Origin of the sequence: Brevibacterium picturae (assembly GCF_900105045.1) — a bacterium.
In the GTDB taxonomy this organism is placed as follows: Bacteria; Actinomycetota; Actinomycetes; order Actinomycetales; family Brevibacteriaceae; genus Brevibacterium; species Brevibacterium picturae.
Genome location: NZ_LT629739.1, coordinates 52,192 through 78,806, shown reverse-complemented (window position 1 = coordinate 78,806; position 26,615 = coordinate 52,192). Strand labels below are relative to the sequence as shown.

Here is a 26,615-nt window from a genome sequence, read left to right as displayed (position 1 = left end):
AGATGATAGAAATGCAAGCATGAAATCTGCGTGGGCGCCGGCTCTGATCGTCATCGGAATCGTTGTCGCCGCATTCAACCTCCGCCCTGGCGTGACAGGACTCTCACCGTTGTTGGATGCCATGGGCTCCGACATCCACCTCAGCGCGGTCTTCCTCGCAATCATCGGGATGCTCCCGCCGCTGCTCTACGGACTCAGCGGCTTCATCACGCCGCGGCTGTACAATCGCTTCTCCGGACTGACGATCATCCTGGCAGTGATGATCATGATCACTGTGGGGCTGGGCGTGCGCGCGGTTGTCGACTCTCCTGCGATCTTCCTCGGGCTCAGCGTTCTCGCCCTGCTGGGCATGGGCATCGGCAACGTGGTCGTGCCGCCCATCGTGAAGTCGTATTTCCCCGACCGCGTCGCACTGTTGTCGACGGTGCACGTGGGTCTGCTGCAGCTGGGGACATTCATCCCCCCGCTCGTGGCAGTGCCGCTGGCGGGGAGACTCGAATGGCGAGGGTCTCTGCTCGTATGGGCTGGCGCGGCCGCAGTGGGGATCGTCGTCTGGGCCGTGATCGCGGTGCTCAAGCCTGTACCCCGTGCACGGGTCTCAGCAACGGTCGTCGGCGGAAGCGAACTGCGGCGATTGATCAAGAGCCGCCGAGCTTGGGCGCTGATGACGATGACAGGGCTGACCTCGTTCAACAATTTCATCCTGTTCACCTGGCTGCCCACCCTGCTGACGCGTTCGGGTTTCGACGCGGTATTCGCGGGAGCCATGCTCGCCCTGGTGACTGCCATTCCGCTTGTCCTCGGGTTCGTCCTGCCGCTGCTCGCACAGAAGATGCGCACCGCGTCACCGATCGTTGCCGCCTTCTGCCTGTGCCTGGCGGTCGGATACATCGGTCTGTGGCTCATCCCCGAAGCCGCGCCCGTGCTGTGGACGGTCCTGCTGGGCATCGGGATCTCGACCTTCCCGCTGGCACTGACCCTGATCACCTTGCGCTCGCGCAGCGCCGAAGCCTCGGCGGCGCTGTCCGGCTTCGTCCAGGGCGGCGGTTACCTGATGGCCGCAACCGGGCCCCTGATCTTTGCCTTCCTGATCCAGAGCGTCGATGCGATGTGGCCTGCCTATGCCGTGGTGCTGGCCTCCACCGCGGTCAAGTTCACCGTCAGCTTCTCGGCCTGCCGCCCCGGATCGATCTGATCGGGAGTCGTCGTCAACCGAGACGATGACGACGACTGTGACGTCTGATTCGCCGTCGACAAGCGCAGACGAGTAATCTGATCGGGTGACCCCGGAACTTCTGCAGACCGCTCTCGAGCGTGCGCTGGCAAGCATCGCCGCCGCACGAGGAATCGTCAGCGACCGTGTTCCGGACCCGAGCCTCCGCCGGTCGAAGGCACGGCACCACGGGGACTGGACCTCGACCATCGCACTGCGCAGCGCTCAGGCTCTGTGCACCGACCCCAGGAATCTGGCAGAGGACATCGCGTCGATTCTGCGCGAAGACTCCAGGGTGGTCGGAGTCGATGTGGCGGGACCTGGCTTCCTCAACATCACAGTCAGCCCTCGCAGCCTCGCCCGCAGCGTCGCGGACATCGTCGACGCCAACCGGGAATTCGGCCCGGATCGCGCCACAGCGCAGCGAATCGAGACCACGGTCAACGAACGCCTCGCCGCCAGCCCCGAACTGCGTGCGCCGCATCCGGCGATCGGAACGGACGCGCGCCGCTTCATGGCCGCGCGGGGGACCACCGCGTTGATTCATCTGCGCGACATGGGGTTTCTGCGCACAGCCCATCAGGACAATCCTGTCTACTTCGTTCAGGTCGCACACGCAGCAGCCTGTCGAGTCGAACGCCGAGGAGCATGGGAAAGAATCGGGGCCTTCGCCTTCGACCCGGACACCCTGACCGATGCCGCAGAGACCGCGCTGACTGCCGCACTGTGCGATTTCGTCTCCACGGTCCGCCGCGCCGCGGACTTACGCGAACCACAGCTGATCACCGACCTCCTCGAGACCACCTCCCAGCTGTTCCACGACTGGGCGAACACCTGCCCCGTGACCCCGACCCTTGATGAGAACATCACGAGGCTCCACGCGTCCCGGCTGGTCCTCGACCGTGCCGCCATCATCGTCCTGGCCACAGGACTCCGACTACTGGGCGCTTCCGCCCCCGAGAGGATGTAAATGCCTGCCCACATCGCCGGCCCCATGCATGCCACCCCCGCACCCGTGTGGCTGCCCTATCCCGATGACGTCAACGCGCTCCTGCCCAGCCTCTGGTCGGACAATGTGACGAAGTCCGACTCCGGTATCCTCACCATTGCCGGGCACAGCGTCACCGACCTCGCCGAACGCTACGGCACCCCGACCCTGGTCATGGACGTTGCGGACTTCACCGCCCGCGCGGAGAACTACCTCAGTGCGTACTCGGCCGCCTTCTCCACGGAGAAGGGCCTGGCCGGGGTCGACGTCTTCTATGCGGGAAAGGCCTTTCTGTGCACCGCCGTCGCCCGCTGGGTCCACGAAGCCGGCCTGGGCCTCGACACGTGCTCTCTAGGGGAGATGATGGTGGCCCGTGCTGCCGGAGTCCCTGGGGACCGGGTCGGCCTGCACGGCAACAACAAGTCTGTCGCCGAGCTCGAATATGCTCTCGACTACGGTGTGGGTCGGATCTTCGTCGACAGCCTCGACGAGATCACGCTCCTCGAATCGATTGCGGCCGCCAAGGGAACCGTCGCCCCGGTCATGCTGCGCGTCACGGTAGGAGTCGAGGCACACACCCACGATTTCATCGCCACAGCTCATGAGGACCAGAAGTTCGGTCTCTCTGTATCGGCTGGCACAGCAGCGAAGGCCGCCGAGGCGGTCGCGAATTCCGCGCACCTGCGCTTCGACGGACTTCACTCCCACATCGGCTCACAGATCTTCGACATCTCCGGTTTCCAGGTGGCCGCCGCCCGTGTGCTGGGGCTGCGGGCCGAGATCATGGCCGAACACGGCGTCGATCTGCCCGATGTCGATCTGGGCGGCGGCTTCGGCATCCGCTACACCTCACAGGACACACCGATTCCGGTGGCGGAGATGGCGCAGGAACTCGCCGAGGTGGTCGCCAAGGAATGCCGTGGACTGGGCACGAACGTGCCCCGCATCTCCATCGAGCCCGGACGTGCGATCGTGTCCCCGTCCATGTTCACCCTCTATCGGGTCGGCACCGTCAAAGAGGTCGACACGGACAGCGGGATCCGGACCTACGTCGCTGTCGACGGCGGGATGAGCGACAATATCCGGACAGCTCTTTACGATGCTGACTATTCGTGTAGCTTGGCCAATCGGAACTCCGGTGCCGAACCGGCCATTGTGCGTGTCGTGGGCAAGCACTGTGAGTCCGGCGACATCATCGTGCGAGACGAATACATGGGAGCCGATGTGTCCTCGGGCGACCTCGTCGCGGTTCCGAGCACCGGCGCCTACTGCCGGTCACTGGCCAATAACTACAACCACCTGCCCAAACCAGGAGTCCTGGCCGTGACAGCGGATAAGGTTGAGTGGATCGTGACGCCCGAGGACTACTCTCAGATGTTGCGCAGCGACCCGGGAATGAGCGCCGGAGAGCAAGTGTGAGTGCCGTTGAAGACAGTGAAAAGGTGAATATATGCAGGCTTTGAAAGTTGCCATGCTCGGTTGTGGAGTCGTCGGCACCGAAGTCGCCGCCCGCATCCAGAATCGGAATGAGGCTCTGGCCGAAAGGATCGGTGCGCCCCTCGAGTTGAGCGCAATCGTCGTTCGCGACACCTCGAAGCAGCGCCCGGGGATCGACCCGAGCCTGCTGACGACGGATGCAGAGACCGCCATCGCCGGCGCCGATATCGTCATCGAGCTGATGGGCGGCATCGAGCCGGCCAAAACCCTCATCCGGTCGGCGCTCGACCACGGTTCCTCCGTCGTCACCGCCAATAAGGCGCTGCTGGCAGCCAATTACGGCGAGCTCATGTCCGCCGCAGACACCGCCGGCGTCCGCCTCGAACATGAAGCCGCAGTGGCCGGTGCCATTCCGATCATCCGCCCGGTCGGCGACTCACTGGCGGGGGACCGGATCGATCGGATCATGGGCATCGTCAATGGCACGACCAACTACATCCTCGATCAGATGGACTCCGAGGGCTGGGGCTTCGATGAGGCGCTTCGGACCGCGCAGGAGCTGGGATTCGCCGAGGCGGACCCGACTGCCGACGTCGGCGGTCACGATGCCGCCGCCAAGGCCGCCATCCTCGCGTCGCTGGCCTTCCACGCTCCGGTCACGATTGACGATGTCCATGTCGAAGGCATCGCAGGCATCACCCCCGACATGGTCGCTACGGCCCGGGACCAGGGATTCGTCATCAAACTTCTCGCCGTCTGCGAACGTGTCAGCGACTCGTCCGCGGGCGCCGGCCTCTCGGCTCGCGTCTACCCGGCCCTGCTTGGGCGCAGTCACCCGCTGGCGACGGTGCGCGGTGCCTTCAACGCGGTCTTCATCGAGGCCGAAGCGGCAGGCTCACTCATGTTCTACGGGCAAGGCGCCGGCGGCGAGCCGACCGCGTCTGCGGTCCTCGGCGATATCGTCTCCGTGGCCCGCCGGAAGGTTCTCGGCGGTCGTGGCCAGTACGAGCGCCCCTTCCACAAGGACTCGACGATCCTGCCGATATCGGCGATCACCACCCGGTACCACATCACGCTCGACGTCGTCGATCGCCCGGGTGTCCTCGCCGCCGTCTCCGAGGTCTTCTCCGACGAAGGCGCGTCGATCGAACTCATGCGTCAGACGGTGGGCGAGACCGACGACCAGGGGACTCAGCACGCGAAGCTCGTGCTCGCCACCCACTCGAACACCGACGCGATCCTGCGGGGAACCGTCGAGCGCCTCGGCGGCCTCTCCGTGGTGCGCGCCGTCAAATCCGTGATCCGCGTAGAAGGACAGGCACAATGAGCGAATTCCCCAAAAAACAGTGGCAGGGCGTCGTCGAGGAATACCGCAGCCTCCTCGACATCGCCGAAACCACACCGGCCGTGACACTGGGGGAGGGCGGCACTCCCCTCATCCGCGCAGAGAAGCTCAGTGAGCTCACCGGCGCCGAGGTGTGGGTGAAGTACGAAGGCCTCAACCCGACAGCGTCCTTCAAGGACCGGGGCATGACGATGGCCATCACGAAGGCTGCGGCCCACGGTGCGAAGGCCGTCATCTGCGCGTCGACAGGCAATACCTCGGCCTCGGCAGCTGCCTACGCGACCAAGGCCGGACTGACCTGCGCCGTGCTGGTGCCCACGGGCAAGATCGCTCCGGGCAAGATGAGCCAAGCCATCGCCCATGGGGCCACGCTGCTGGAGGTCGACGGTAACTTCGATGACTGCCTGACTCTGTGCCGGAAGCTCTCCGAGTCCTACCCCGTCCACCTCGTCAACTCCGTCAACCCGGACCGCATCGAGGGACAGAAGACCGCGTCCTTCGAGGTCGTCGACGTCCTGGGCGACGCCCCTGACATCCACGTGCTGCCCGTGGGCAACGCGGGCAACATCACCGCGTACTGGAAGGGCTACCGCCAGTATCAGGAGATCGGAGCTTCGACGCGGCTGCCCCAGATGTGGGGCTTCCAGGCCGCTGGCTCGGCCCCGATCGTGCTCGGCCACCCCGTGGACGAACCCGACACGATCGCCACGGCCATCCGGATCGGCAATCCGGCCAGCTGGCAGCAGGCCATCGAGGCCCGTGACTCCTCCGGGGGAGTCATCGATTCGGTCACTGACGACGAGATCCTTCGCGCGCACAAGATCCTGTCCCGGGAAGAGGGAATCTTCGTCGAACCCGGTTCCGCGTCTTCGGTGGCTGGACTGCTGAAGATGTCCGAGGCGGGGAAGGTGCCTGCCGGGGCGAGGATCGCGGTCACCGTGACCGGTCACGGGCTCAAGGATCCCAGTTGGGCACTGCACACGGCCGATGGATCCGAGATCGAACCGAAGCTGGTCTCCGTCGATGCCGTCAGTGCCGCACGGGCTCTCGGACTCGAAGACAGGTGAGCGTGAGGATCCAGATCGAGGTTCCTGCCACCTCGGCGAACCTGGGGCCCGGCTATGACTCCTTCGGTCTCGCACTGGGGATCTTCGACACACTGACCCTGACGATCCACGACGAAGCTGTCGACCCCAGCACTTGTGTGAGCGTGACGGGGGAGAGCGCCGAGACCCTGCCAACGGATCGTTCCCATCTCATCATGCGCGTGATCGGCGATGTGCTGCGAGCCGAATACCCGAAGACTCCCACCGACCTGGTTGAGCGACTCAGCCTGGAATGTGTCAATCGGATACCCCATTCCCGCGGTCTCGGTTCCTCAGCGGCCGCGATCGTGGGTGCAATCGCACTGGCCGGTGAGGTCGGTGCCCGTGCCGGTAGTGAGAGACTGAGCAGACAGCGGGTGCTCGAACTCGTCTCCGATCTCGAGGGACACCCGGACAATGCGGCGCCCGCAGTCTTCGGGGGACTGACGGTCGCCCTGCCGGATCCTGCACGGTCGTGGCAGATCCCGGCCAACACCGTCGCCGAGGTGACGGCACTGGTGCCCGATGTGCGACTGGACACCCACATCGCCCGCAGCGTGATCCCCGCATCCGTCGACCATTCAATCGCCGCGGAGAACTCCGCCCGAGCCGCGCTGCTCGTTCACGGATTCGTCACCGATGCCTCTGTTCTGCTGGAGGCCACCGACGAACGCCTGCATCAGGAATACCGGCGTGACGCGTACCCGGAATCGATGGCGCTCGTCGACGCGCTGCGAGCCGATGGCCTGCCCGCGGTGATCTCAGGCGCCGGACCAACCGTCCTCGTGCTTGCAGGCTCGGTTCCCCGGACCCTGGTCCCCGCAGCAGTTACGCTCATACACACCTCCATTGACCTTGGAGGATATCGGGTGGAGCAAAAGAATTAGGCATCGGATTCGCGTGATTGCCGTTGAGCACGTAAACTAGTGGTGTTCCATCAGTGATCGGGTTCTGCGGTATGCATCGCGAATCCACTGTCTATTTCACACATTCTGGAACGTCTCCTGCTCATTCTTAGGCAGGTTATCTTTCACAATGCACCGTCAACGGTGTTTCCGTCGCCGTGAGTAAACGGCTCTTGCCGCACGGCCGAAAGAGGGAGAAGGACCTTCGTGTCTGAAACCACTACTCAAGATTCCACACCACGCACCGGCAGTCTGACCGCTTTGCGTCTGCCCCAGCTCCAGGAAATGGCCGCGGGACTCGGGATCAAAGGGTACCGTCGACTTCGCAAAGGCGAACTGATCGACGCCATCAACAACCACAAAGGCTCAGAGGGCGGTTCGGGCCAGGCTCAAGCAGCCCCGAAGACCGCACCGGTCGCATCTGCGGCCTCCGAGAAGGAAGCTAAGGAAGATTCCAGCGCCTCCAGCGAGGCTCCGGCCGCAGCTCAGGGACGTCCGTCTCGTCGCAGCGCAGCTTCGGCGTCGAAGGGCGACGCCGCCGGCTCGCAGAACGCAGATGTCGCCTCGGCTTCCGCCGAGTCCTCCGCGGTCACCGTGACCTCGGACGCAGACGACTCCTCGTCCGACTCCGCTGGTGAACCCGACAAACAGCGTTCGCGTCGCGGCCGCTCGCGTTCACGTGGCTCCGAGGATCAGAACGAGGACACCGGACACAGCTCCGATGACTCGGGCGAACGTTCAGACCGCAACGATCGGGGCAACGGCCGCAGTCGTCAGAACGATGACGGCGACCGCGGGAACGATCGCAACGACCGCGGAAATGATCGCAATGATCGCGGAAACGATCGCAATAACGACCGTGGGAACGACCGCAACAACGATCGCGGAAACGGTCGCAACCGTCAGAACGACGACAACGACCGCAACGACCGCGGAAACGATCGCAACAATGACCGCGGAAACGATCGCAATAACGACCGTGGAAACGGTCGCAACCGTCACAGCGACGACAATGACCGTGGGAATGATCGCAACAACGACCGCAACGACCGGAACAACGACCGTCGGGGTCGCAACAACAACGATGACGACGATCGCGGCAACCGCCGCGGCCGCGGACGCGACCGCAAACGTCGCGGAGGACGCGGCAACGACGAGCCGGAGATCCGCAATGATGACGTGCTCATCCCGGTCGGCGGCATCCTCGACGTGCATGACAACTATGCATTCCTGCGCACCTCGGGCTACCTGCCCGGCCCCAACGATGTCTACGTCTCGGCCTCGATGGTGCGCAAGAACCAGCTGCGCAAGGGCGACGCCGTCGCCGGTGCCATCCGGCAGCCTCGCGAGAACGACCGCAACAACAAGCGTGAGAAGTTCGACGCCCTGGTGCGCCTCGACTCCGTCAACGGTCTGACCGTCGACGACGCGCGAAGCCGGGTCGACTTCTCCAAGCTGACACCGCTCTACCCACAGGAGCGGCTGCGTCTCGAAACGACCTCGAAGCTGCACTCGACGCGACTCATCGATCTCGTGACTCCCATCGGCAAGGGCCAGCGTGGTCTCATCGTGGCGCCCCCGAAGGCGGGCAAGACGATGATCATGCAGCAGGTAGCCAACGCGATCACCGAGAACAACCCGGAAGTCCACCTGATGGTCGTCCTCGTCGACGAACGTCCCGAGGAAGTCACGGACATGCAGCGAGCAGTGCAGGGTGAAGTCATCGCTTCGACATTCGACCGCCCGGCCGATGACCACACGACGATCGCAGAACTGGCTATCGAACGCGCCAAGCGTCTCGTCGAAATGGGCTCCGACGTCGTCGTGCTCCTTGACAACATCACTCGCCTCGGCCGCGCCTACAACATTGCTCAGCCCGCCTCAGGTCGCATCCTCTCCGGTGGTGTCGACGCGAACGCGCTCTACCCACCGAAGCGATTCTTCGGTGCTGCCCGCAACATCGAGAACGGCGGCTCGTTGACCATTCTGGCCACGGCGCTCGTCGAAACCGGATCCAAGATGGACGAGGTCATCTTCGAGGAGTTCAAGGGCACCGGCAATATGGAGCTGCGCCTGTCGCGTCAGCTCGCCGACAAGCGCATCTTCCCAGCCGTCGACGTCAACGCGTCGAGCACCCGTCGCGAAGAGATGCTGATGACCTCCGAAGAGACCAAGGTCATGTGGCAGCTGCGTCGTCTGCTGGCTGGGTTGGAACAGCAGCAGGCTGTCGAGCTGCTCATGTCGAAGCTGAAGGAAACCGGCTCGAACGTCGAATTCCTCATGCAGGTGCAGAAGACGACACCGCTGCAGAAGTCATCCACCGACAACAACTGAGATGGCTGACGATGACACCCTCAAGGCCAGCGTCAGCGCACTGCTCGACGAACATGCGCGTGTGCAGGCGGAACTCTCCGATCCTGCCGTGCACGCTGACGCTGGCCGAGCCAAGAAGCTGACAAGGCGCTACGCAGAACTCGACAAAGTGGCCCTCGCCGCGCGTCGGTTCGCCCAGCTCGAAGACGACGCCGTCGCCGCGGAAGAACTCGCCGCCGACGACGCCGATTTCGGTGCTGAGGCCGCACGCCTGCATGAAGAGGCCACCGACGTGGAGGCCGAACTCAGAGACCTCTTGGTTCCCAGCGACCCCGACGATGCGCGTGATGCCATCATCGAGATCAAAGCTGGTGAGGGTGGAGACGAATCGGCGCTGTTCGCCGGAGACCTCCTGCGCATGTACCAGCGTTGGATCGATTCGCGCGGATGGTCCGCACAGATCCTGGATGCCACGCATTCGGATCTCGGCGGATACAAAGACGTGACCCTGGCGCTGAAGGCCAAGGACGACGGTGCCTACGGGTGGGTGAAGTTCGAAGGCGGAGTCCACCGGGTCCAACGCGTTCCCGTGACCGAATCCCAAGGACGCATCCACACCTCCGCTGCCGGAGTGCTGGTGTTTCCCGAAGTGGACGAACCAGAGGAAGTCGCGCTCGACGACAACGATCTGCGCATCGACGTCTACCGGTCCTCCGGGCCAGGCGGTCAGTCCGTGAACACCACCGACTCCGCTGTGCGCATCACCCACGTGCCCACAGGCATCACCGCGAGCTGCCAGAACGAAAAATCGCAGCTGCAGAACAAAGAGGCGGCACTGCGCATGCTCCGGGCCCGTATCCTGGCCAAGCAGGCTGAGGAAGCCGCAGCCGAGGCCGCGGACATTCGGCGCTCTCAAGTGCGCACGGTTGACCGTTCGGAACGGATCCGCACCTACAACTTCCCTGAGAACCGGATCACCGACCACCGGACCGGGTACAAGGCCTACAACCTCGATCAGGTTCTCGGCGGCGAGCTCGATCCCGTCATCGACTCCTGCCGTGCGGCTGACAAGGCCGCACGACTCGACGCGCTGGGGGACTGACCTGAATCTGCGCCCGCCCGCTCCCGAGGGAGACGTGTCGACGGTTCTGCGCGGAGCGGCACGACTGCTGGCCGACTCGCACGTGCCCAATCCCGACCCCGACTCCACCGCACTGCTCGCCCACGCGTGGGGTATCGATGCCTCCGTGCTGGCACGCCGACGACTCTTCGGTGACACCGTTCCCACGGAGATCACGGAGGTCTTCGCTGAGCTGATCGAGCGGAGACGTCTGCGCGTTCCCCTCCAGCACCTCATCGGTTCGGCGCCCTTCCGCCACCTCGAACTGCAGGTCGGGCCCGGTGTCTTCGTTCCACGGCCCGAGACCGAACTGCTTGTCACAGAGATCCTCGAAGAGCTGGAGCGGCAGCAGAACACACACGTGCCCTTCGTCATCGATCTGTGCTCGGGTTCGGGCGCGATCACGTTGTCCCTGGCCACCGAATATCCGCAACTTCGCATCATCGGCGTCGAGCGTGAAACCGAGGCCCTCGACTGGTCGCTGAAGAACCTAGCGGCGGTGAACCTCTCCGGCTCCGTCGTCGATCTGATCTCCGGCGACGCGACGACATTCGCCGATGACAGTCCCGAGCTGTGGGGCAGCGCCGATGTCGTCGTGACCAACCCTCCCTACGTCCCCGATGAGGCTGTTCCCCGCGACCCCGAGGTGCGCGAACACGATCCGTCGGCCGCACTCTACGGAGGTTCGACCGGCCTTGAGGTCCCGGCACTCATCATGCTGCAGGCCGAGAAGCTGCTGCGTCCCGGCGGGTTTTTCATCATGGAACATTCCGAGGAACAGGGCCGCGCAGCCTGTGAACTCATCATGTCGACGGCCAGTCTCAGACACCCCGGCACCTACCCGGACTACACTGGACGCGACCGCTACACGGTGGCTCATCGTGTCGGCGAGGTCGACCCGTGACCATGGACAGCCCGGTTCCGGCCACTGACAACCACGATTCGAAACGGAGAATTCGTGTCGAGACGATTCGACGTCACCCAAAGCGACATCCGTGATCTTGTCCTTGACGAATGCGCCAGGGTCAGTGAGACGGGCAATCTGCTCGTCATACCCACAGACACCGTGTACGGGATCGCCGCAGACGCGTTCAGCGCCTCCGCGGTATCCGCTCTTCTCGCAGCGAAGGGACGTGGACGCGACATGCCGCCGCCTGTCCTCGTGCCGCGTGCGGAAACCGTGTTCGGCCTCGTCGACGGGGTCAATGAGACGATGCTGGCGCTGACCGCCCGCTTCTGGCCCGGACCGTTGACGATCATCGCGAATGCTCAGCCGTCCTTGGACTGGGACCTCGGTGACACTCACGGCACAGTCGCGGTGCGCATGCCCGATGACGAATACGCTCTCGCACTGCTGGGCCGAACCGGCCCACTGGCCGTATCGAGTGCCAACATATCCGGACAGCCCGCGGCCACCTCGGCGGACGAGGCAATGGAGATGTTGGGCGATGACGTCGACATCTACGTCGACGGGGGAGCGCGGACGTCGGGATCATCCTCGACGATCATCGACCTCACCGGGGACGTCCCGCGAATCGTGCGCGAGGGGCCGGTAACGGTGGCCGAACTGCGCGAGACCGTCCCAGACATCCTCGACCTGGACGGCTGAGTGCGCGCCTACCTCTTCATCCTCATCATATCGGCCCTCGTGGCCTACCTGTTGACCCCGATGGTCAAGCGGGTGGCCGAACGCGGCCTCATCTTCTCGCCCCTGCGCGAACGGGATGTCCATTCCGTTCCGACGCCGAGGTTGGGCGGAGTCGCCATGTTCGGCGCGGTGATCGTCGCCCTCGCCTTTGCCTCACAGACGCCGTTCCTGCAGAGGATCTTCGTCGATACGGCCCCCATCATCGGCATCGCCGGCGCCGCCACCGTACTGTGCGTACTCGGCATCATCGACGACATCTGGGACCTCCACTGGATCACCAAGCTCGCCGGGCAGGCGCTGGCTGCCGGCTTCATGGCGATCAACGGTGTGGCCCTGCTGTCGATCCCATTCGGCGGAGTCATCATCGGGTCGCCGAGGATGTCGATCATCATCACCATTCTGGTGGTCCTGGTGACGATCAACGCCGTGAACTTCGTCGACGGTCTCGACGGACTGGCGGCTGGAGTGGTCGCGATCGGCGGCAGTGCGTTCTTCATCTACTCATACGGGTTGGCCCGCGATGCCTCACCCGATTCGTATGCGAACCTCGCGTCGCTGATCACCGCGATTCTCGTCGGTGCCTGCGTCGGATTCCTGCCGCACAATTTCAACCCGGCACGGATCTTCATGGGCGACTCCGGCTCGATGCTGATCGGCCTGCTGCTCGCCGCTTCCACGATCCGCGTGACCGGACAGGTCGACCCAGCGCTGATCGGCGAAGAACGAGCATTCGCGACCTTCCTGCCCATCATTCTGCCGATCGCGGTGATGTTCCTACCGCTGCTCGATCTGGGACTGGCAGTCGTCCGCCGGCTCATGGCCGGTCAATCTCCGTTCTCCGCAGACGCGAAACATCTCCACCACCGAATGCTCAGCCTGGGACATTCGCATGCACGGGCGGTGCTCATCCTCTACACGTGGACCGCGCTCATCGCGTTCGGGTCCGTCATGCTGCTGCTGATGCCCTGGATCTACGTGGTCTGCATCGTCGGCGGGCTGTTCGCCATCACCCTGATCTTCACCTTCTACCCACTTCGGGTCCGACAGAAAGCCAGAGAGGAAATCTCATGACCGACGAGTCTGCCCGTCAGGAAACCTACGTTCAGGCAGCGTGGACCAGAGTCTGGAAGACCATGCTTGTCCGCGGCATCATTCTGGTCGTCGCGGTCGCTGTGCTCGGAATGGGCATAGGCTACCTGGCCGCCGGAACGCAGGGCCTCAACGGCGGTGCCGTGGGCGGGGGACTGGCCGCGGTCTTCATCATCATCACTCTGGTTATCATGTATGCGGGCCGCAACATGGGGCTGACAGCGATCGCCGGATTCTTGGGCATGGGCTTTCTCTTCAAAGCCTTCGTCTTCATGATCGTCATCTGGCGCCTCAAAGACGCAACCTGGCTGGACGGAACTGTGGCATTCTTCACGATTGTCGCCGCTGTGATCGGATCCTCGCTGGTTGAAGCCCTGACCGTGGTCAAGGGGCGCGTGCCCTACGTCGATCCCGAGGCGAAATAGACGTGCGCGACCAGCACGAAAACCGCTGCCAAAAGATGTACAGTCAAAGGTGATGAATTTGCCGGCAGCTCTCTACAATTGGTAGAGTTGTTGCGGTGCTGGAGCCATTTGTCGCTCCATGTCGCTCCTGAACCTAATGCCACGCAGGTCATGCGTGGATAAGGCCAGGCCATCAAGGCTTTTGACCATGGGAGAGTTAAGGAAACGTGGGAACACTCAACGCTGCGAACGCAATGATCCAAGCCGCTGAAGGTGGTTATCACGCCCCGTCCATGGCGGAGTTCTTCCCCGCCGCGTTCCTCTTCGAAGGTACTCCCTTTGAAATGAACCGGGTGATGCTCATTCGCGTCATTGCTACCGTGGCAGTCGTCGTTCTGCTCGCAGTCTGGGCGAAGAGGATGAAACTCGTTCCCAGTCGCTTCCAATCCAGCATGGAGCTGGCCATGGAATTCGTCACCGTCGGCATTGCCGAGGACACCATGGGCAAGGAAAAGGCGAAGAAGTTCATGCCGCTGATCGTTGCGATCTTCTTCGGCATTCTGTTCTGGAACGTCACGAAGCTCATCCCCTTCCTCAATATGCCGGGCACCGGCGTCATCGGGCTCCCGATCGTCCTAACGCTGACGGTCTACGTCACTTACCACTGGGCCGGCATCGCTGAGAAGGGACTCGGCGGATACCTCAAGGATTCGCTCATCCTGCCCGGTGTCCCATGGCCGATGCACATTCTGCTCATCCCGATCGAGTTCATCACGAAGTTCGTCACACAGCCGTTCACACTGGCGATCCGACTCTTCGCGAACATGATGGTCGGCCACCTCCTCCTTGTACTCTGCTTCTCCGCAACCAGCTTCTTCCTCATCGACGCTGCGAACGGATTCCAGTTCTTTTCGATCATCACCTTCGCCGGCGGATTCTTCGTCTTCATCCTCGAGATGCTGATCGTCGTCCTTCAGGCTTACATCTTCGCGTTGCTGTCCTGCGTTTACATCAACGCCGCCATCTCAGACGACCACTGATTTAACACCCAGAACCGTAACTCACGAGTTGCACGGTCGGGCCAACCACCCGGCTTCTTTATGAAAGGAAAAGCATTCAATGGATATGCTCGCTGAAGTCTCCGGCAGTGTCAGCACTATCGGATACGGCCTCGCCGCTATCGGCCCCGGTGTCGGTGTCGGTATCGTCATCGGCAAGACCATCGAGGGAACCGCACGTCAGCCTGAAATGGCCGGCGCACTGCGCGGAAACATGTTCCTCGGCATCGCGCTGATCGAGGCCCTGGCCCTGATCGGCATCGCCACCCCGTTCTTCCTGCCCTGATCACGAAGAGGACTAATCGATGACTCCGGTACACATTCTTGCCTCGGCTGAGAACCCGCTTCTCCCGGCCTGGTACGACATCATCTGGAGTGCCATCTGTCTGCTGATCGTCTTCCTGGTTGTCTGGAAGTACGTCCTCCCGGCCTTCAACAAGACCCTTGACGAGCGCGCCCAGCGCATTCAGGGTGGAATTGAGAAGGCCGAGAAGGTGCAGGCCGAAGCCGATCAGGCTCTGGCTGAGTATCAGAAGCAGCTCGCCGACGGTCGTGCAGAAGCTGCACGACTGCGCGCCGAGGCTCAGGAAGAAGGCGCCCAGATCATCGCCAATATGAAGACACAGGCTCATTCCGAGTCCGAGCGCATCGTGGCTCAGGCTCAGACCCAGATCGAAGCCGAGCGTCAGTCCGCCATGGTGTCGCTGCGCTCGGAAGTCGGAACGCTCGCCACTGATTTGGCATCGCGCATCGTCGGCGAATCTCTCACCGATGATCAGCGTTCTGCCAACGTGGTCGACCGTTTCATCTCCGATCTCGAGTCACAGTCTTCGGCACAGCCGGTCAAGGGGGCGTGATGCTCCAGTCGAGCAGATTGTCCCTGCAGGCCGTACTTGAAGCCGCCAATGTTGAGATCTCCCGTGGCGACGCGCGAGAAATCGGTACGGGCGAGCTTGCAATCGTTGCGGTTCTCGCCGAGAACGTGACGCTGCGTAAGGCCTTGGCCGACTCGTCCGAGTCAGCCGAGAAGAAGCAGCAGCTGCTGCGGACTCTGTTCTCGACTCGGACCACCGAAACTGTTCTGCGTCTGAGTGAACTGGCCGTGAGCCAGCGTTGGGCCAGAACTCAGGACTTGGTGACCAGCCTTGAAGTTGTGGGAGTGACAGCAATTGCTGCCGCTGCTCAGGCGAATGGTCAACTCGGACAGGTGGAAGAAGAGGTCTTCCGCTTCGCCCGTCTGTGCGAAAGCGAGCATGAGCTGTCGCGCGCCTTGGATTCCGATGCGTCGGCAGAGACGAAACGTGCGCTCATCGCAGACTTGCTGGCAGGTAAGGCTCAGGCCGACACCATCACGCTGATCGAGCAGGCGGCGCTCTACCCGCGTGGACTCCACGTGGCGGTGGCTCTGGATCAGTACAGCGATATCCTCGCCGCACGACAGCAGCGTTCCGTTGCCGATGTGACCGTCGCCAAGCCGCTGAGCGAAGCCCAGACCCAGAAGCTCGGCGCCGCTCTGGCTGCCAGCTACGGACGTGAGCTCGTCCTCAACGTGCAAGTCGATCCCGCAGTTGTCGGGGGAGTCCGGGTCCAGGTCGGCGACGAGATGATGAGCTCCACAGTGGCTGATCGTCTGGCCGAAGTGCAGCGTAAGCTCGCTAAGTAAATCGAGGGGCCGGCCAGTCCGGCAGCACAGGCGGCCCACCGGTCGTCGGACACAAGTTTTGAGTAAAGGAAGCAGGGAAACCAGATGGCGGAACTGACAATTCGCCCGGAGGAAATCCGGGACGCTCTTGGGAAGTTCGTTGACTCGTACAACCCCGAGAGCTCGGTAAAGTCCGAAGTCGGCAAGGTCGTCACCGCTGGTGACGGAATTGCCCACGTTTCGGGTCTGCCCGGCACCATGGCCAACGAACTCCTCCGGTTCGAAGACGGCACTTTGGGCTTGGCACAGAACCTGGACGAGCGCGAGATCGGCGTTGTCGTCCTCGGAGAGTTCTCCGGGATCGCGGAGGAGCAGAACGTCTACCGGACCGGTGAGGTTCTCTCCATTCCCGTCGGTGACGGATACCTCGGTCGCGTGGTCGATCCTCTGGGTCAGCCGGTCGACGGCCTCGGCGATATCGAGACCGTCGGTCAGCGCGAGCTCGAGCTCCAGGCCGCAGGTGTGATGGATCGCCAGGAGGTGCGCGAGCCTCTTCAGACCGGCTACAAGAGCATCGACGCGATGATCCCGGTTGGCCGTGGTCAGCGTCAGCTCGTCATCGGCGACCGCAAGACGGGTAAGACCGCTCTGGCGATCGACACGATCATCAACCAGAAGGCCAACTGGGAGACGGGCGATCCGAAGCAGCAGGTGCGCTGCATCTACGTCGCCGTCGGCCAGAAGGGTTCGACCATCGCCGGTGTCCGCCGTTCGCTCGAAGAAGCGGGCGCGCTGGAATACACCACGATCGTGTCCTCTCCCGCTTCTGACCCTGCAGGCTTCAAATACCTCGCCCCGTACTCAGGTTCGGCAATCGGCCAGCACTGGATGTACGACGGCAAGCACGTCCTCATCGTGTTCGATGATCTCTCGAAGCAGGCAGAGGCATACCGTGCAGTCTCCCTTCTGCTGCGTCGTCCGCCGGGCCGTGAGGCCTTCCCTGGTGACGTCTTCTACCTGCACTCGCGCCTGCTGGAGCGTTGCGCGAAGCTCTCCGATGAGTTCGGCGGCGGTTCGATGACCGGATTGCCGATCATCGAGACCAAGGCGAACGACGTCGGTGCGTTCATTCCGACCAACGTGATCTCGATCACCGACGGTCAGATATTCCTGCAGTCGGACCTCTTCAACGCAGGCCAGCGTCCAGCTGTCGACGTCGGTGTGTCCGTGTCCCGAGTCGGCGGTGCTGCACAGACGAAGGCACTCAAGAGTGTCTCCGGCACCTTGAAGATCTCTCTGGCCCAGTATCGTTCTCTCGAGGCGTTCGCGATGTTCGCCTCCGACCTCGACGAAACGACCAAGCGCGACCTCGCTCGTGGTGCACGCCTGACCGAGCTGCTCAAGCAGTCTCAGTTCACACCGATGCCCTTCGAGAAGCAGACCGTGTCGATCTTCGCCGGTACTCATGGCTATCTGGATGAGATTCCCGTTTCCGACGTGCTCAAGTTCGAAACCGAGCTCCATGATCACATCGAGCGCAAGACCGGCGTCTTCACGACAATTCGTGAGACGCTCAAGCTCGACGATGACACCTCGGCAGAGCTGGACAGCGCCGTGGCCGAGTTCGCCAGGAACTTCGTCAGCTCTGACTCCAGCGGATCCAATGCCGGCAGCGAAGACACTGCCACCGCCTCCTCCGATGAGGTCGAGCAGGAGCAGATCGTTCGGCAGAAGCGTTGAATCTGATCCGTAACAGCGAAAGGAAGAACTGATGGGAGCCCAGCAGAGGGTCTTCAAGCAGAAGATCCGCTCCACTTCGTCCTTGAGGAAGATCTTCAAGGCCATGGAGCTCATCGCTGCTTCACGGATTCAGAAGGCCATTGTACGTTCGCAGTCTGCCAGCCCTTACGCCAACGCTCTGACCCGTGCGGTCTCGGCGGTGGCAAGTGAGTCCAACGTCGACCACGTGTTGACGACCGAGCCTGAGTCTGTCACCCGTGCAGCAGTGCTGGTGGTCGGCCCGGACCGTGGATTCGCCGGTGCCTACTCGGCGAACCTGCTGCGCGAAGCCGAGGAACTCAATCGGCTACTGCGCAGCGAGGGCAAGGACGTTGCGCTCTTCACCGTCGGCGGTAAGGCTGAGAACTACTACACCTTCCGGGACCGTGAGATCGAACAGTCCTGGACCGGCATCTCCGAGATGCCGACTCCTGAGAACGCTCGGGAGATCGGCGAGGCCCTCTTGCAGAGCTTCAATGCCGAATCCGCGGAGAACGGTGTGGATGAGATCTACATTGTGTTCACGAAGTTCGTCTCCAGCGTCAAGCACGATCCGGAATACCGGCGATTGCTTCCGCTGGAGGTCGTTGACGCGGACGAAATCGCCTCCGGCGGGGCGTCCGAATCGGCGAAGGACTCGGCGGCGTTCCCTCTCTACGAGTTCGAACCCAGTGCCGAGGCCGTCTTGGACTCATTGCTGCCGCGCTACATCGACTCGCGGATCCTGTCCGCGCTGTTGAGCGCTTCGGCATCCGAACAGGCTTCGCGTCAGGCTGCGATGCACACCGCGACCGAAAATGCGGATGATCTCATCAAGACCTATACCCGGTTGGCCAACACGGCTCGCCAGGCGGAAATCACCCAGGAACTCACCGAGATCGTCGGTGGGGCCGATGCCCTCGCGGCATCATCAGCCGGCGACTGACCGGCGAGAGCAGAGAAGAAAGAGACCATGACTGCCACAGCTACGGATACCTCCCCGGCGCAGGGCACAGCCCTCGGCCGGATTTCCCGAGTCATTGGCCCGGTTGTCGACATCGAGTTTCCGCTCGACTCCGTGCCAGCGATCTACAACTCCCTGTCCACGTCGGTGGAACTCTCCGAAGGTACGCGCAAGCTCACCTTCGAGACTGCACTGCACCTGGGCAACGGCATCGTGCGTGCCGTGTCCCTGCAGCCCACCGATGGACTGGTCCGCGGCCAGGAGGTCGTCGACTCCGGCGCTCCGATCACCGTTCCGGTCGGCGACGTGACCAAGAACCATGTGTGGAACGTCACCGGCGACTGCCTCAACCTCGAGGACGGCGAACAGCTCGAGATCGGTGAGCGCTGGCCGATCCACCGCCCCGCGCCCGCCTTCGACGAACTCGAGTCGAAGACCGAGATGCTCGAGGTCGGGATCAAGAGCATCGACCTCCTCACCCCGTATGTCCAGGGTGGAAAGATCGGCCTCTTCGGTGGTGCGGGCGTCGGCAAGACCGTCCTCATCCAGGAGATGATCTTCCGCATCGCGCACAACCACAGCGGCACCTCGGTGTTCGCCGGTGTGGGTGAGCGCACCCGTGAGGGCAACGACCTCATCATGGAGATGGACGAAGCCGGCGTGTTCAAGGACACCGCCCTGGTCTTCGGCCAGATGGACGAGCCGCCAGGCACCCGTCTGCGCGTCGCGCTGTCGGCACTGACCATGGCGGAGTACTTCCGCGATGTCCAGAACCAGGACGTGCTGCTGTTCATCGACAACATCTTCCGTTTCACGCAGGCCGGCTCCGAGGTCTCGACCCTGCTGGGCCGCATGCCATCGGCCGTGGGCTACCAGCCCAACCTGGCTGACGAGATGGGACTTCTGCAGGAGCGCATCACCTCGACGCGTGGTCACTCGATCACGTCGATGCAGGCGATCTACGTTCCCGCCGATGACTACACCGACCCGGCACCCGCCACGACGTTCGCTCACCTGGACGCGACGACCGAGCTCAACCGTGACATCGCTTCGCGTGGTCTCTACCCGGCCATCGACCCGTTGACCTCGACCTCGCGCATCCTCGATCCGCTGATCGTCGGTGACGAGCACTACCGCGTGGCCAATGAGGTCAAGGCGATTCTGCAGAAGAACAAGGAGCTGCAGGACATCATCGCCATCCTCGGCGTCGATGAACTCGGTGAAGAGGACAAGCTCGTCGTGCACCGTGCCCGTCGCATCGAGCAGTTCCTGTCACAGAACACCTACACCGCTGAGAAGTTCACCCAGGTGCCCGGCTCGACCGTTCCGCTGGCCGACACCATCGAAGGGTTCTCGAAGCTCTGCTCGGGCGAGGTCGATCACATTCCGGAACAGGCTTTCTACAACGTGGGTGGGCTTGACGACGTCATGCGCAACTACGAAGAGATGCAGAAGTAAACCATGGCTGTCCTCGATGTGAACGTCGTAGCAGCCGACCGGCAGGTATGGGTCGGTGAGGCCAAGCGCGTCATCGCCCGTACCTCGGACGGTGAGATCGGCATACTCCCAGGCCACGAGCCTGTCCTGGGTGTTGTAGCCGATGGTGAAGCACGTATTCTCACGAGCAATGAGGAGACCATCCGGGTCCAGGCCGATGGCGGATTCCTCTCAGTCGAGAATAATCGCGTCATCATCGCCGCTGATCAGGCCGAACTTCTCTGATCCGTCAATTACACTGGCAACCGTGAACCCTTCCGTCCTGCTGATCGTTCTGCTCTCGTTAGTGGGACTCGCCCTTGCGCTGATCGTTGTGGTGACGATTCGACGCAGGTCGATTTCGAAGCTGTCCGGTGCTTTTGACTGCTCCATCAACGTGGGCGAGGAATCCGCTTCTCGCCCACGTTGGCGTTTGGGTGTAGCAGTGTTCTCAGTGGCATCTCTGGACTGGTACCCCGTCTTCGCCCTGACTCGGCGTGCCGCAGTTCGTCTGCCGCGCGCCGATCTCGATATTCTCGTCCGCCGCAAACCCACGTCCGGGGAACAGTACTCCGTGCTGCCTGACGCAGTGGTGGTGGACTGCTCCTACGGGAAGGCCGACGGCCGCCCCCGTTCCGTATCACTGGCCATGGACACCGAGTCACTGTCGACAATGGCCTCCTGGTTGGAATCATCGCCGCCTGGATTCAACCCGACGATGGGAAGGTTCACCTGATGGATGTCTTTCGCTTGACCGGTCCGAGTCGGCTGCTGGGCGAAGTCGACATCAGGGGAGCGAAGAACAGCGTCCTCAAACTCATGGCAGCCAGCCTGCTGGCCGTTGGCCGGACAACGATCACCAACGTGCCCGCGATCCTTGACGTGCGAATCATGACTCAGCTGCTCATGCGGCTGGGCTGCGGCGTCGACTACGATGCCGACCGCGGCACCGTCAGCATCGACGTTCCCGCTGAAGTCGGCATCCAGGCCGACTATGAACTGGTGCGCGCAATGCGGGCATCCATCTCGGTCCTCGGCCCCCTGACCGCACGGATGCGTTCGGCGCACGTCGCACTGCCCGGAGGCGACGCAATCGGCTCCCGCGGCCTCGATATGCATCAGGCGGGCCTCGAATCCCTCGGTGCAACGGTGCATCTCGACCACGGCTACTTCGTCGCCGAAGCACCCGGCGGGCTTCGTGGGACCGAGATCGTTCTCGAATTTCCTTCCGTCGGCGCGACGGAGAATCTCGTCATGGCGGCAACGCTCGCCCACGGCGTGACGACGATTTCGAATGCGGCCAAGGAGCCGGAAATCGTCGATATCTGCACAATGCTCGTGAACATGGGTGCCCAGATCAGTGGAATCGGCACGGCCGACATCACGATCACCGGGGTCGAGGAGCTCCGTCCCGTCGACCATCGTACGGTGGGGGACCGGATCGTGGCAGGAACCTATGCCTTCGGCGCCGCACTCTCCGGTGGCGATGTGAGAGTCAAAGGCGTCGGCCTGGAGCTGCTGCCCAACATTGCGATCAAGCTGCGCGACTCCGGTGCCACGGTCGACGACCTCGGCGAGATCGAGCTGGGCGACGGCACGCGCGGGGGAGGCTTCCGTGTCATCGGTGCAGAACGGCCGCACGCGATTCGTGTCGCGACGATGCCGTTTCCCGGCTTCCCCACGGATCTGCAGCCGTTCGTCATCGCCTTGAACTCGGTCTCTGACGGAGTCGGTCTGCTGTCGGAGAACCTGTTCGAAGCCCGCTGGCGATTCGTCCAGGAGATCGCCCGGCTGGGTGCGAAGGTGCGAGTCGACGGCAACCATGCTCTGATCACCGGCAGCGACAGTCTCTCCGGCGCCGAGGTGGAAGCCTCCGATATCCGCGCCGGTGCCGGACTCGTGATGGCGGGCCTGCGAGCGGCCGGGGTCACAGAAGTCTCCGGTGTCGACCACATCGAGCGCGGCTACGAGAATTTCGTGACGAATCTGCGCAGTCTCGGCGCCAATATCGAACGTGTTGAGAAGGCAGACATCCTCAGCTTCGAATAGGGCGTTTCGAGCCGGACTCAGAACAGCCGGGAGTCAGGGTCGTCCATACCCCGCAACGCGTCATAGTCTAAGACGACACAGCGGATACCACGGTCTTCGGCCAAGGTTCGGGCCTGCGGTTTGATCTCCTGAGCGGCGAACACTCCCCGCACGGGCGTGAGCAGAGGGTCGCGGTTCATCAGTTCCAGATACCTGGTCAGCTGTTCCACCCCGTCGATGTCGCCGCGTCGTTTGATCTCAACGGCAACGGAGGTGTGCCCGTGGTCCCGGGCGAGGATGTCGACGGGACCGATGGCGGTCATGTATTCACGTCGGACGAGGCTGTAGCCGTCTCCAAGGGTTTCGATGTGCTCGGCCAGCAGCTCCTGCAGGTGAGCCTCCACGCCGTCCTTAACCAGTCCGGGATCGATCCCAAACTCATGCTGGTCATCAGCGATCACCTCGGCGATCGAGATGACGAGCTTGTCACCGGTCTTGGTCTGCGACACCGTCCATATCTCGGTCAGACCGGCCGCAGTCTGCTCCTGGCTCGGATCGGTGACCTTGATCGAGCACGGGGGAGTCATCCAGTTCAAGGGCTTATACGACCCGCCATCCGAATGGATGAGGATCGAGCCGTCGGCCTTGAGCATGATGAGACGGGTGGCCATGGGCAGATGGGCGGTCAGACGACCAGCATAATCAACGGAGCATTCAGCAATGACGAGACGCACGCGCTTTACCCTACGTGAGAGAATGGGCAGATGCCACGATCTACCTCCTCGCGTCGCAAAAACAAATGGCAGCAGGCCCCACGTGAGCTCTCCGACTCCGTCAATGGGCTGCGCAGAAGCCGAAATCTTCCCGACGGGACGTGGTCGGTGCAGAATGTCGCCGGCAATTCGCATGGCAAGGTCTATGTCTGTCCCGGATGCGGACAGAACGTGGCATCGTCGACGCCGCACATCGTCGCCTGGCGGCAGGCGGCCGATCATGGCACGGAGGTCGGGGTGGAATCTCGCCGACACTGGCATACGAGATGTTTTCAGCGGTTCCGGTGACTCGCATCGACACATGTGAGATCGGGACACAAGAAGGGGCCAGTTCAATGCGAACTGGCCCCATCTCGATAGCGCGAGCTGGTGAAGACTGCAGTCCTCAGCGCAGCGAGTTCTTCGACGGAGTGGCCTTGGAACTCTGGTTCTTCGCTCCTGACACCTGAGCGTCGATGGCTATCGTGTCGGCATCAGTGGCTCCATTGGGCAGGTCCGATTCCTCCGATTCGTCCTTGTCGTCTGCTGAGACGGCTTCGTCGGTCTCAGACTGCGTTGCCTCGGCGGCAGCGTCCTTGTCCGAAGCCGCCGGAGCGCCCGATTCCTCGGAAGCGTCGGCCTTCGCCTTGGTCGATCCGCCGTCCGCATTGTCGCCAGCGACGTCTTCAGCGTCGTCTGCCTCTTCGGGGTCTTCTGCCAGAAGATCGGTGAGCTCCTGCTCATCGGCGATCTGTTCGGTGGCGTGGGATGCGGATTCGGCCTTGTCCGGGTCGACGGAATCGCCGCCCATCACACCGGGCATGGCAAACAGCGAACGGAGCTGATCGAGCTGGGCCGTGATCGTCTTGCGCTGCTTGGTCAACAGGTCGACCTGTGACTGAGCCGATGCCACGTTCCGCTTGGCTTCGGCAGCCGACTCCTCGATCGTGGCCTCGGCCGTCGCTCGGGCTTCGCTGATGAGGGACTGTGCGCGAGTCTTGCCGTCGGCAATGATCTCGTCGGCCTTCTTCACCGCGTCCGAGCGTGTCGTCTCGGCCCTCTCAGCTGCTTCCTTGGCTTCTGTGTCCGCCTTCGCCGCACGTGCCTGAGCCTCGTCGATGACCTTCTTGTTCTCAACCTGGGCCGTCTCGTAGGCCTTCTTGCGATCGGCTTCGGCCGTCTGGCGCTTTCCGGCCAGTTCGACATCGAGTTCGTCGGCAGCCTTCGTCGACGCCTCATCACGAGCCTTGGCCGTGGCGAGCAGCTCATCGGCCTGCGCCTGAGCGGCGCTGATCGACTCATCGGCCTGGGTCTTGGCTTCGGCCCGAACGTCGGCAGCCTGCTTCTCCGAGGTGGCCTTGAGTGCTGCGAGCTCGTGTTCGAGGCTCTCGCGGGCCTCCTTCGTGGCAGCTTCGTTGGCTTCCTTGGCTTGGTTGTACTCACGCTCCGCAGTGGCCTTGAGCTCGGCGGCACGCTTCTCAGCGGCCTTCACGGTCTCGTCTGCGCGCATCTCGGCCGAACTGATGATCGCATCGGCCTCTGAACGGGCGTTGGACAGAGTGTCGTTGCTCTCCGTGTGCATGCGGGCGCGGGCAGACGCCGCTTCGGCCCGCGCCTTGTTGCGGATTGTTTCGGCATCGGAATTCGCCTGCGAGAGGGTCTCACGTGCCTGTGACTCTGCGATTTTGAGCAGATGATCGATGCGGCTTCCGGGAGGGCCTGCCGCCTCGGCGCTGTCATTGGCGGCCTTCTTCAGCTGGGCTTTGGACTCAGAGAGTTCACCGGCGATCTGAAGCTTCGCACGATCGGCATTGATGACCTGACTACGCGCATCGGAGAGGGCCTTTCGGACGGACTCGACCTCGGTGCGCAGCTGCTGTAGGCGAGAATCAACTTCACTTTTTTCATAGCCGCGCATCGCTGTGCGGAATTCTTCGGTGGGCGTCACTGAAGTGGACTCCTGTCGTGTCAAGGGATGTGGTCAAATCGTCCACCCCCTACTGTAACGGACGCACCATGAGTGTTGGGTGCGAATTCTCAAGTCCGGACCCGTTCTCCCAGCATGTGACATTGACCCCGTGACCGAGGCCACAGACAGCTGGACTACCCTTGGAGCAGACAGCATTCTATCGACTTCCCCGTGCGTGAACGGGGTTCGAATACCTGAGGAGGAAATATGGCTGAAGCAGTGATCGTCGCGGGTGCGCGCACTCCGTTCGGGCGTCTGCAGGGAGGACTGTCCTCTCTGACAGCTGTGCAGCTGGGCGGCAAGGCGATTGCCGGCGCACTCGGCCGTGCGGGCATTACGGGCGAGGAGGTCGAGTACGTCATCATGGGCCAGGTTCTGCAGGCCGGGCTCGGTCAGGGACCGGCGAGGCAGGCCGCTGTCGAAGCCGGCATCCCGATGCGAGTGCCCGGTGTCACCGTGAACAAACTCTGTCTGTCAGGCATCAACGCCATCACACAGGCTGCCCAGCTGGTCCGGGCCGGGGAATACGACGTTGTGGTCGCCGGAGGGCAGGAGTCGATGAGTCTGGCTCCCCACCTGCTGGAGAAGTCGCGTTCGGGCTATAAGTACGGTGACGTCGTGGTCAAGGACCATATGGATTACGACGGTCTCTGGGATGCCTTCACCGACCAGGCGATGGGCGGTCTGACCGAGGAAGCCAACGCCGGTGACTTCGAATTCTCCCGTGAGGACCAGGACGCCTTCGCCGCCCGATCGCATCAGCGCGCGGCCAAGGCGTGGGAATCGGGCGCATTCGGCGACGAGGTCGAAGCCGTCACCATTGCCGGACGCAAGGGTGACGTCACCGTATCCACTGATGAGGGCGTGCGCGCCGAGACCACACCGGAATCGATGGCCAAGCTGCGTCCGGCCTTCCGCAAGGACGGGACGATCACGGCCGGCAACGCCTCGCAGATCTCCGATGGAGCATGCGCCGTCGTCGTCATGTCTCGTGAGAAGGCCGAGGCCCTCGGCGCGCCGATCCTCGCTGAGATCCGGTCGCACGGGTGGACTGCAGGCCCGGACTCCTCGCTCCAACATCAGCCCTCACAGGCAATCCAGGCGGCTGCTGAGAAGGAAGGAGTTGCCGCTGATTCCTTCGACCTCTACGAGATCAACGAAGCCTTCGCGGCAGTCGGACTCGCCAGCTCGAAGGATCTGGGCGTTGACCCTGACAAGGTCAACGTCAATGGCGGCGCGGTAGCACTCGGTCACCCGATCGGAGCATCCGGAGCGCGCATCGTGCTGACTCTGATGCTCGAGCTCCAGCGCCGAGGTGGCGGCACGGGTGTCGCTGCGCTCTGCGGTGGGGGCGGTCAGGGTGACTCGCTCATCGTGTCCGTGCCCGGACAGAACTGAAACCAAGCTGAGAGGAGACCAGA

At 62.9% G+C, this 26,615-nt stretch carries 25 protein-coding genes; 23 read left to right on the top strand and 2 right to left on the bottom strand.

Annotated features, from left to right (window positions below; genetic code table 11):
* The first annotated feature begins 19 nt into the window (after positions 1-19).
* The 22 genes from BLT92_RS00375 (at position 20) to murA (ending at position 22,494) form a co-directional block, all read left to right on the top strand.
* Positions 20-1,195, top strand: coding sequence for an MFS transporter (locus tag BLT92_RS00375; protein ID WP_092101731.1), 1,176 nt, complete (start codon positions 20-22; stop codon positions 1,193-1,195).
* Between the two features lie 85 nt (positions 1,196-1,280).
* Entirely contained in the window at positions 1,281-2,183 is a 903-nt protein-coding gene (locus tag BLT92_RS00370; protein WP_092101728.1) for a DALR anticodon-binding domain-containing protein, read from the top strand.
* The gene (lysA, locus tag BLT92_RS00365; RefSeq protein WP_092101723.1) at positions 2,184-3,620 is read left to right on the top strand and encodes a diaminopimelate decarboxylase; all 1,437 of its coding nucleotides are present in this window, start codon (positions 2,184-2,186) and stop codon (positions 3,618-3,620) included. It abuts the gene before it with no gap.
* Positions 3,621-3,651: 31 nt separating this feature from the next.
* Positions 3,652-4,965, top strand: coding sequence for a homoserine dehydrogenase (locus BLT92_RS00360; RefSeq protein WP_092101720.1), 1,314 nt, complete (start codon positions 3,652-3,654; stop codon positions 4,963-4,965).
* Positions 4,962-6,050, top strand: a complete 1,089-nt coding sequence (gene thrC, locus BLT92_RS00355; protein ID WP_092101717.1) for a threonine synthase — start codon at positions 4,962-4,964, stop codon at positions 6,048-6,050. Before BLT92_RS00360 ends, thrC begins: the two co-directional genes overlap by 4 nt.
* 2 nt (positions 6,051-6,052) lie before the next feature.
* On the top strand, positions 6,053-6,955 hold the full coding sequence (gene thrB / locus BLT92_RS00350) for a homoserine kinase (protein WP_092108606.1): 903 nt from the start codon (positions 6,053-6,055) through the stop codon (positions 6,953-6,955).
* Between the two features lie 225 nt (positions 6,956-7,180).
* Positions 7,181-9,307 carry a transcription termination factor Rho gene (rho, locus tag BLT92_RS00345; protein ID WP_092101713.1) on the top strand — a complete coding sequence of 709 codons (2,127 nt, stop codon included), beginning with the start codon at positions 7,181-7,183 and terminating at the stop codon, positions 9,305-9,307.
* A 1-nt stretch (position 9,308) separates the two neighbouring features.
* Positions 9,309-10,388: a peptide chain release factor 1 gene (prfA, locus tag BLT92_RS00340; RefSeq protein ID WP_092101710.1), complete on the top strand. Its 1,080-nt coding sequence runs from the start codon at positions 9,309-9,311 to the stop codon at positions 10,386-10,388.
* Between the two features lie 34 nt (positions 10,389-10,422).
* Complete coding sequence (gene prmC, locus BLT92_RS00335; RefSeq protein WP_092108604.1) at positions 10,423-11,310, top strand: peptide chain release factor N(5)-glutamine methyltransferase; 888 nt, start codon at positions 10,423-10,425, stop codon at positions 11,308-11,310.
* A 54-nt stretch (positions 11,311-11,364) separates the two neighbouring features.
* Positions 11,365-12,015 (top strand): L-threonylcarbamoyladenylate synthase, encoded by a 651-nt coding sequence (locus BLT92_RS00330; protein ID WP_092101707.1) that lies wholly within the window; start codon positions 11,365-11,367, stop codon positions 12,013-12,015.
* The gene (locus tag BLT92_RS00325) at positions 12,016-13,125 is read left to right on the top strand and encodes an MraY family glycosyltransferase (RefSeq protein ID WP_092101704.1); all 1,110 of its coding nucleotides are present in this window, start codon (positions 12,016-12,018) and stop codon (positions 13,123-13,125) included.
* Positions 13,122-13,568, top strand: coding sequence for a Cg1360 family ATP-synthase-associated protein (locus BLT92_RS00320; RefSeq protein WP_092101701.1), 447 nt, complete (start codon positions 13,122-13,124; stop codon positions 13,566-13,568). Before BLT92_RS00325 ends, BLT92_RS00320 begins: the two co-directional genes overlap by 4 nt.
* Positions 13,569-13,774: 206 nt before the next feature.
* Entirely contained in the window at positions 13,775-14,587 is an 813-nt protein-coding gene (gene atpB / locus BLT92_RS00315) for a F0F1 ATP synthase subunit A (protein WP_231938949.1), read from the top strand.
* A gap of 79 nt (positions 14,588-14,666) precedes the next feature.
* Positions 14,667-14,891: a F0F1 ATP synthase subunit C gene (gene atpE / locus BLT92_RS00310; RefSeq protein ID WP_025776917.1), complete on the top strand. Its 225-nt coding sequence runs from the start codon at positions 14,667-14,669 to the stop codon at positions 14,889-14,891.
* Between the two features lie 19 nt (positions 14,892-14,910).
* Entirely contained in the window at positions 14,911-15,462 is a 552-nt protein-coding gene (locus BLT92_RS00305) for a F0F1 ATP synthase subunit B (RefSeq protein WP_092101697.1), read from the top strand.
* Positions 15,462-16,268 (top strand): F0F1 ATP synthase subunit delta, encoded by an 807-nt coding sequence (locus BLT92_RS00300; RefSeq protein ID WP_092108600.1) that lies wholly within the window; start codon positions 15,462-15,464, stop codon positions 16,266-16,268. Before BLT92_RS00305 ends, BLT92_RS00300 begins: the two co-directional genes overlap by 1 nt.
* A gap of 84 nt (positions 16,269-16,352) precedes the next feature.
* Complete coding sequence (atpA, locus tag BLT92_RS00295; protein WP_092101694.1) at positions 16,353-17,987, top strand: F0F1 ATP synthase subunit alpha; 1,635 nt, start codon at positions 16,353-16,355, stop codon at positions 17,985-17,987.
* Between the two features lie 31 nt (positions 17,988-18,018).
* Positions 18,019-18,951: a F0F1 ATP synthase subunit gamma gene (locus BLT92_RS00290; protein ID WP_092101691.1), complete on the top strand. Its 933-nt coding sequence runs from the start codon at positions 18,019-18,021 to the stop codon at positions 18,949-18,951.
* Positions 18,952-18,978: 27 nt separating this feature from the next.
* The gene (gene atpD / locus BLT92_RS00285) at positions 18,979-20,427 is read left to right on the top strand and encodes a F0F1 ATP synthase subunit beta (RefSeq protein WP_092101688.1); all 1,449 of its coding nucleotides are present in this window, start codon (positions 18,979-18,981) and stop codon (positions 20,425-20,427) included.
* A gap of 3 nt (positions 20,428-20,430) precedes the next feature.
* Positions 20,431-20,691: a F0F1 ATP synthase subunit epsilon gene (locus BLT92_RS00280; protein ID WP_092101685.1), complete on the top strand. Its 261-nt coding sequence runs from the start codon at positions 20,431-20,433 to the stop codon at positions 20,689-20,691.
* A 22-nt stretch (positions 20,692-20,713) separates the two neighbouring features.
* Positions 20,714-21,181, top strand: coding sequence for a DUF2550 domain-containing protein (locus BLT92_RS00275; protein ID WP_092101682.1), 468 nt, complete (start codon positions 20,714-20,716; stop codon positions 21,179-21,181).
* Positions 21,181-22,494: a UDP-N-acetylglucosamine 1-carboxyvinyltransferase gene (murA, locus tag BLT92_RS00270; protein WP_092101679.1), complete on the top strand. Its 1,314-nt coding sequence runs from the start codon at positions 21,181-21,183 to the stop codon at positions 22,492-22,494. Before BLT92_RS00275 ends, murA begins: the two co-directional genes overlap by 1 nt.
* A 17-nt stretch (positions 22,495-22,511) precedes the next feature.
* Here the strand turns inward: murA and nucS are convergent, their stop codons facing one another.
* Positions 22,512-23,207 (bottom strand): endonuclease NucS, encoded by a 696-nt coding sequence (gene nucS, locus BLT92_RS00265; protein ID WP_092101676.1) that lies wholly within the window; start codon positions 23,205-23,207, stop codon positions 22,512-22,514.
* A 424-nt stretch (positions 23,208-23,631) separates the two neighbouring features.
* Positions 23,632-25,173, bottom strand: a complete 1,542-nt coding sequence (locus tag BLT92_RS00255; protein ID WP_092101673.1) for a cell division protein — start codon at positions 25,171-25,173, stop codon at positions 23,632-23,634.
* Between the two features lie 228 nt (positions 25,174-25,401).
* Here BLT92_RS00255 and BLT92_RS00250 point away from each other — a divergent pair, with 228 nt between their 5' ends.
* Complete coding sequence (locus BLT92_RS00250; protein ID WP_092101669.1) at positions 25,402-26,592, top strand: acetyl-CoA C-acetyltransferase; 1,191 nt, start codon at positions 25,402-25,404, stop codon at positions 26,590-26,592.
* The last annotated feature ends 23 nt before the right edge of the window (positions 26,593-26,615 follow it).

Coding starts and splice junctions, on each gene's coding strand:
- BLT92_RS00375 (WP_092101731.1), top strand. CDS start 20: ATGAAATCTGCGTGGGCGCCGGCTCTGATCGTCATCGGAATCGTTGTC.
- lysA (WP_092101723.1), top strand. CDS start 2,184: ATGCCTGCCCACATCGCCGGCCCCATGCATGCCACCCCCGCACCCGTG.
- BLT92_RS00360 (WP_092101720.1), top strand. CDS start 3,652: ATGCAGGCTTTGAAAGTTGCCATGCTCGGTTGTGGAGTCGTCGGCACC.
- thrC (WP_092101717.1), top strand. CDS start 4,962: ATGAGCGAATTCCCCAAAAAACAGTGGCAGGGCGTCGTCGAGGAATAC.
- prfA (WP_092101710.1), top strand. CDS start 9,309: ATGGCTGACGATGACACCCTCAAGGCCAGCGTCAGCGCACTGCTCGAC.
- BLT92_RS00320 (WP_092101701.1), top strand. CDS start 13,122: ATGACCGACGAGTCTGCCCGTCAGGAAACCTACGTTCAGGCAGCGTGG.
- atpE (WP_025776917.1), top strand. CDS start 14,667: ATGGATATGCTCGCTGAAGTCTCCGGCAGTGTCAGCACTATCGGATAC.
- BLT92_RS00305 (WP_092101697.1), top strand. CDS start 14,911: ATGACTCCGGTACACATTCTTGCCTCGGCTGAGAACCCGCTTCTCCCG.
- BLT92_RS00300 (WP_092108600.1), top strand. CDS start 15,462: ATGCTCCAGTCGAGCAGATTGTCCCTGCAGGCCGTACTTGAAGCCGCC.
- atpA (WP_092101694.1), top strand. CDS start 16,353: ATGGCGGAACTGACAATTCGCCCGGAGGAAATCCGGGACGCTCTTGGG.
- BLT92_RS00290 (WP_092101691.1), top strand. CDS start 18,019: ATGGGAGCCCAGCAGAGGGTCTTCAAGCAGAAGATCCGCTCCACTTCG.
- atpD (WP_092101688.1), top strand. CDS start 18,979: ATGACTGCCACAGCTACGGATACCTCCCCGGCGCAGGGCACAGCCCTC.
- BLT92_RS00280 (WP_092101685.1), top strand. CDS start 20,431: ATGGCTGTCCTCGATGTGAACGTCGTAGCAGCCGACCGGCAGGTATGG.
- murA (WP_092101679.1), top strand. CDS start 21,181: ATGGATGTCTTTCGCTTGACCGGTCCGAGTCGGCTGCTGGGCGAAGTC.
- BLT92_RS00250 (WP_092101669.1), top strand. CDS start 25,402: ATGGCTGAAGCAGTGATCGTCGCGGGTGCGCGCACTCCGTTCGGGCGT.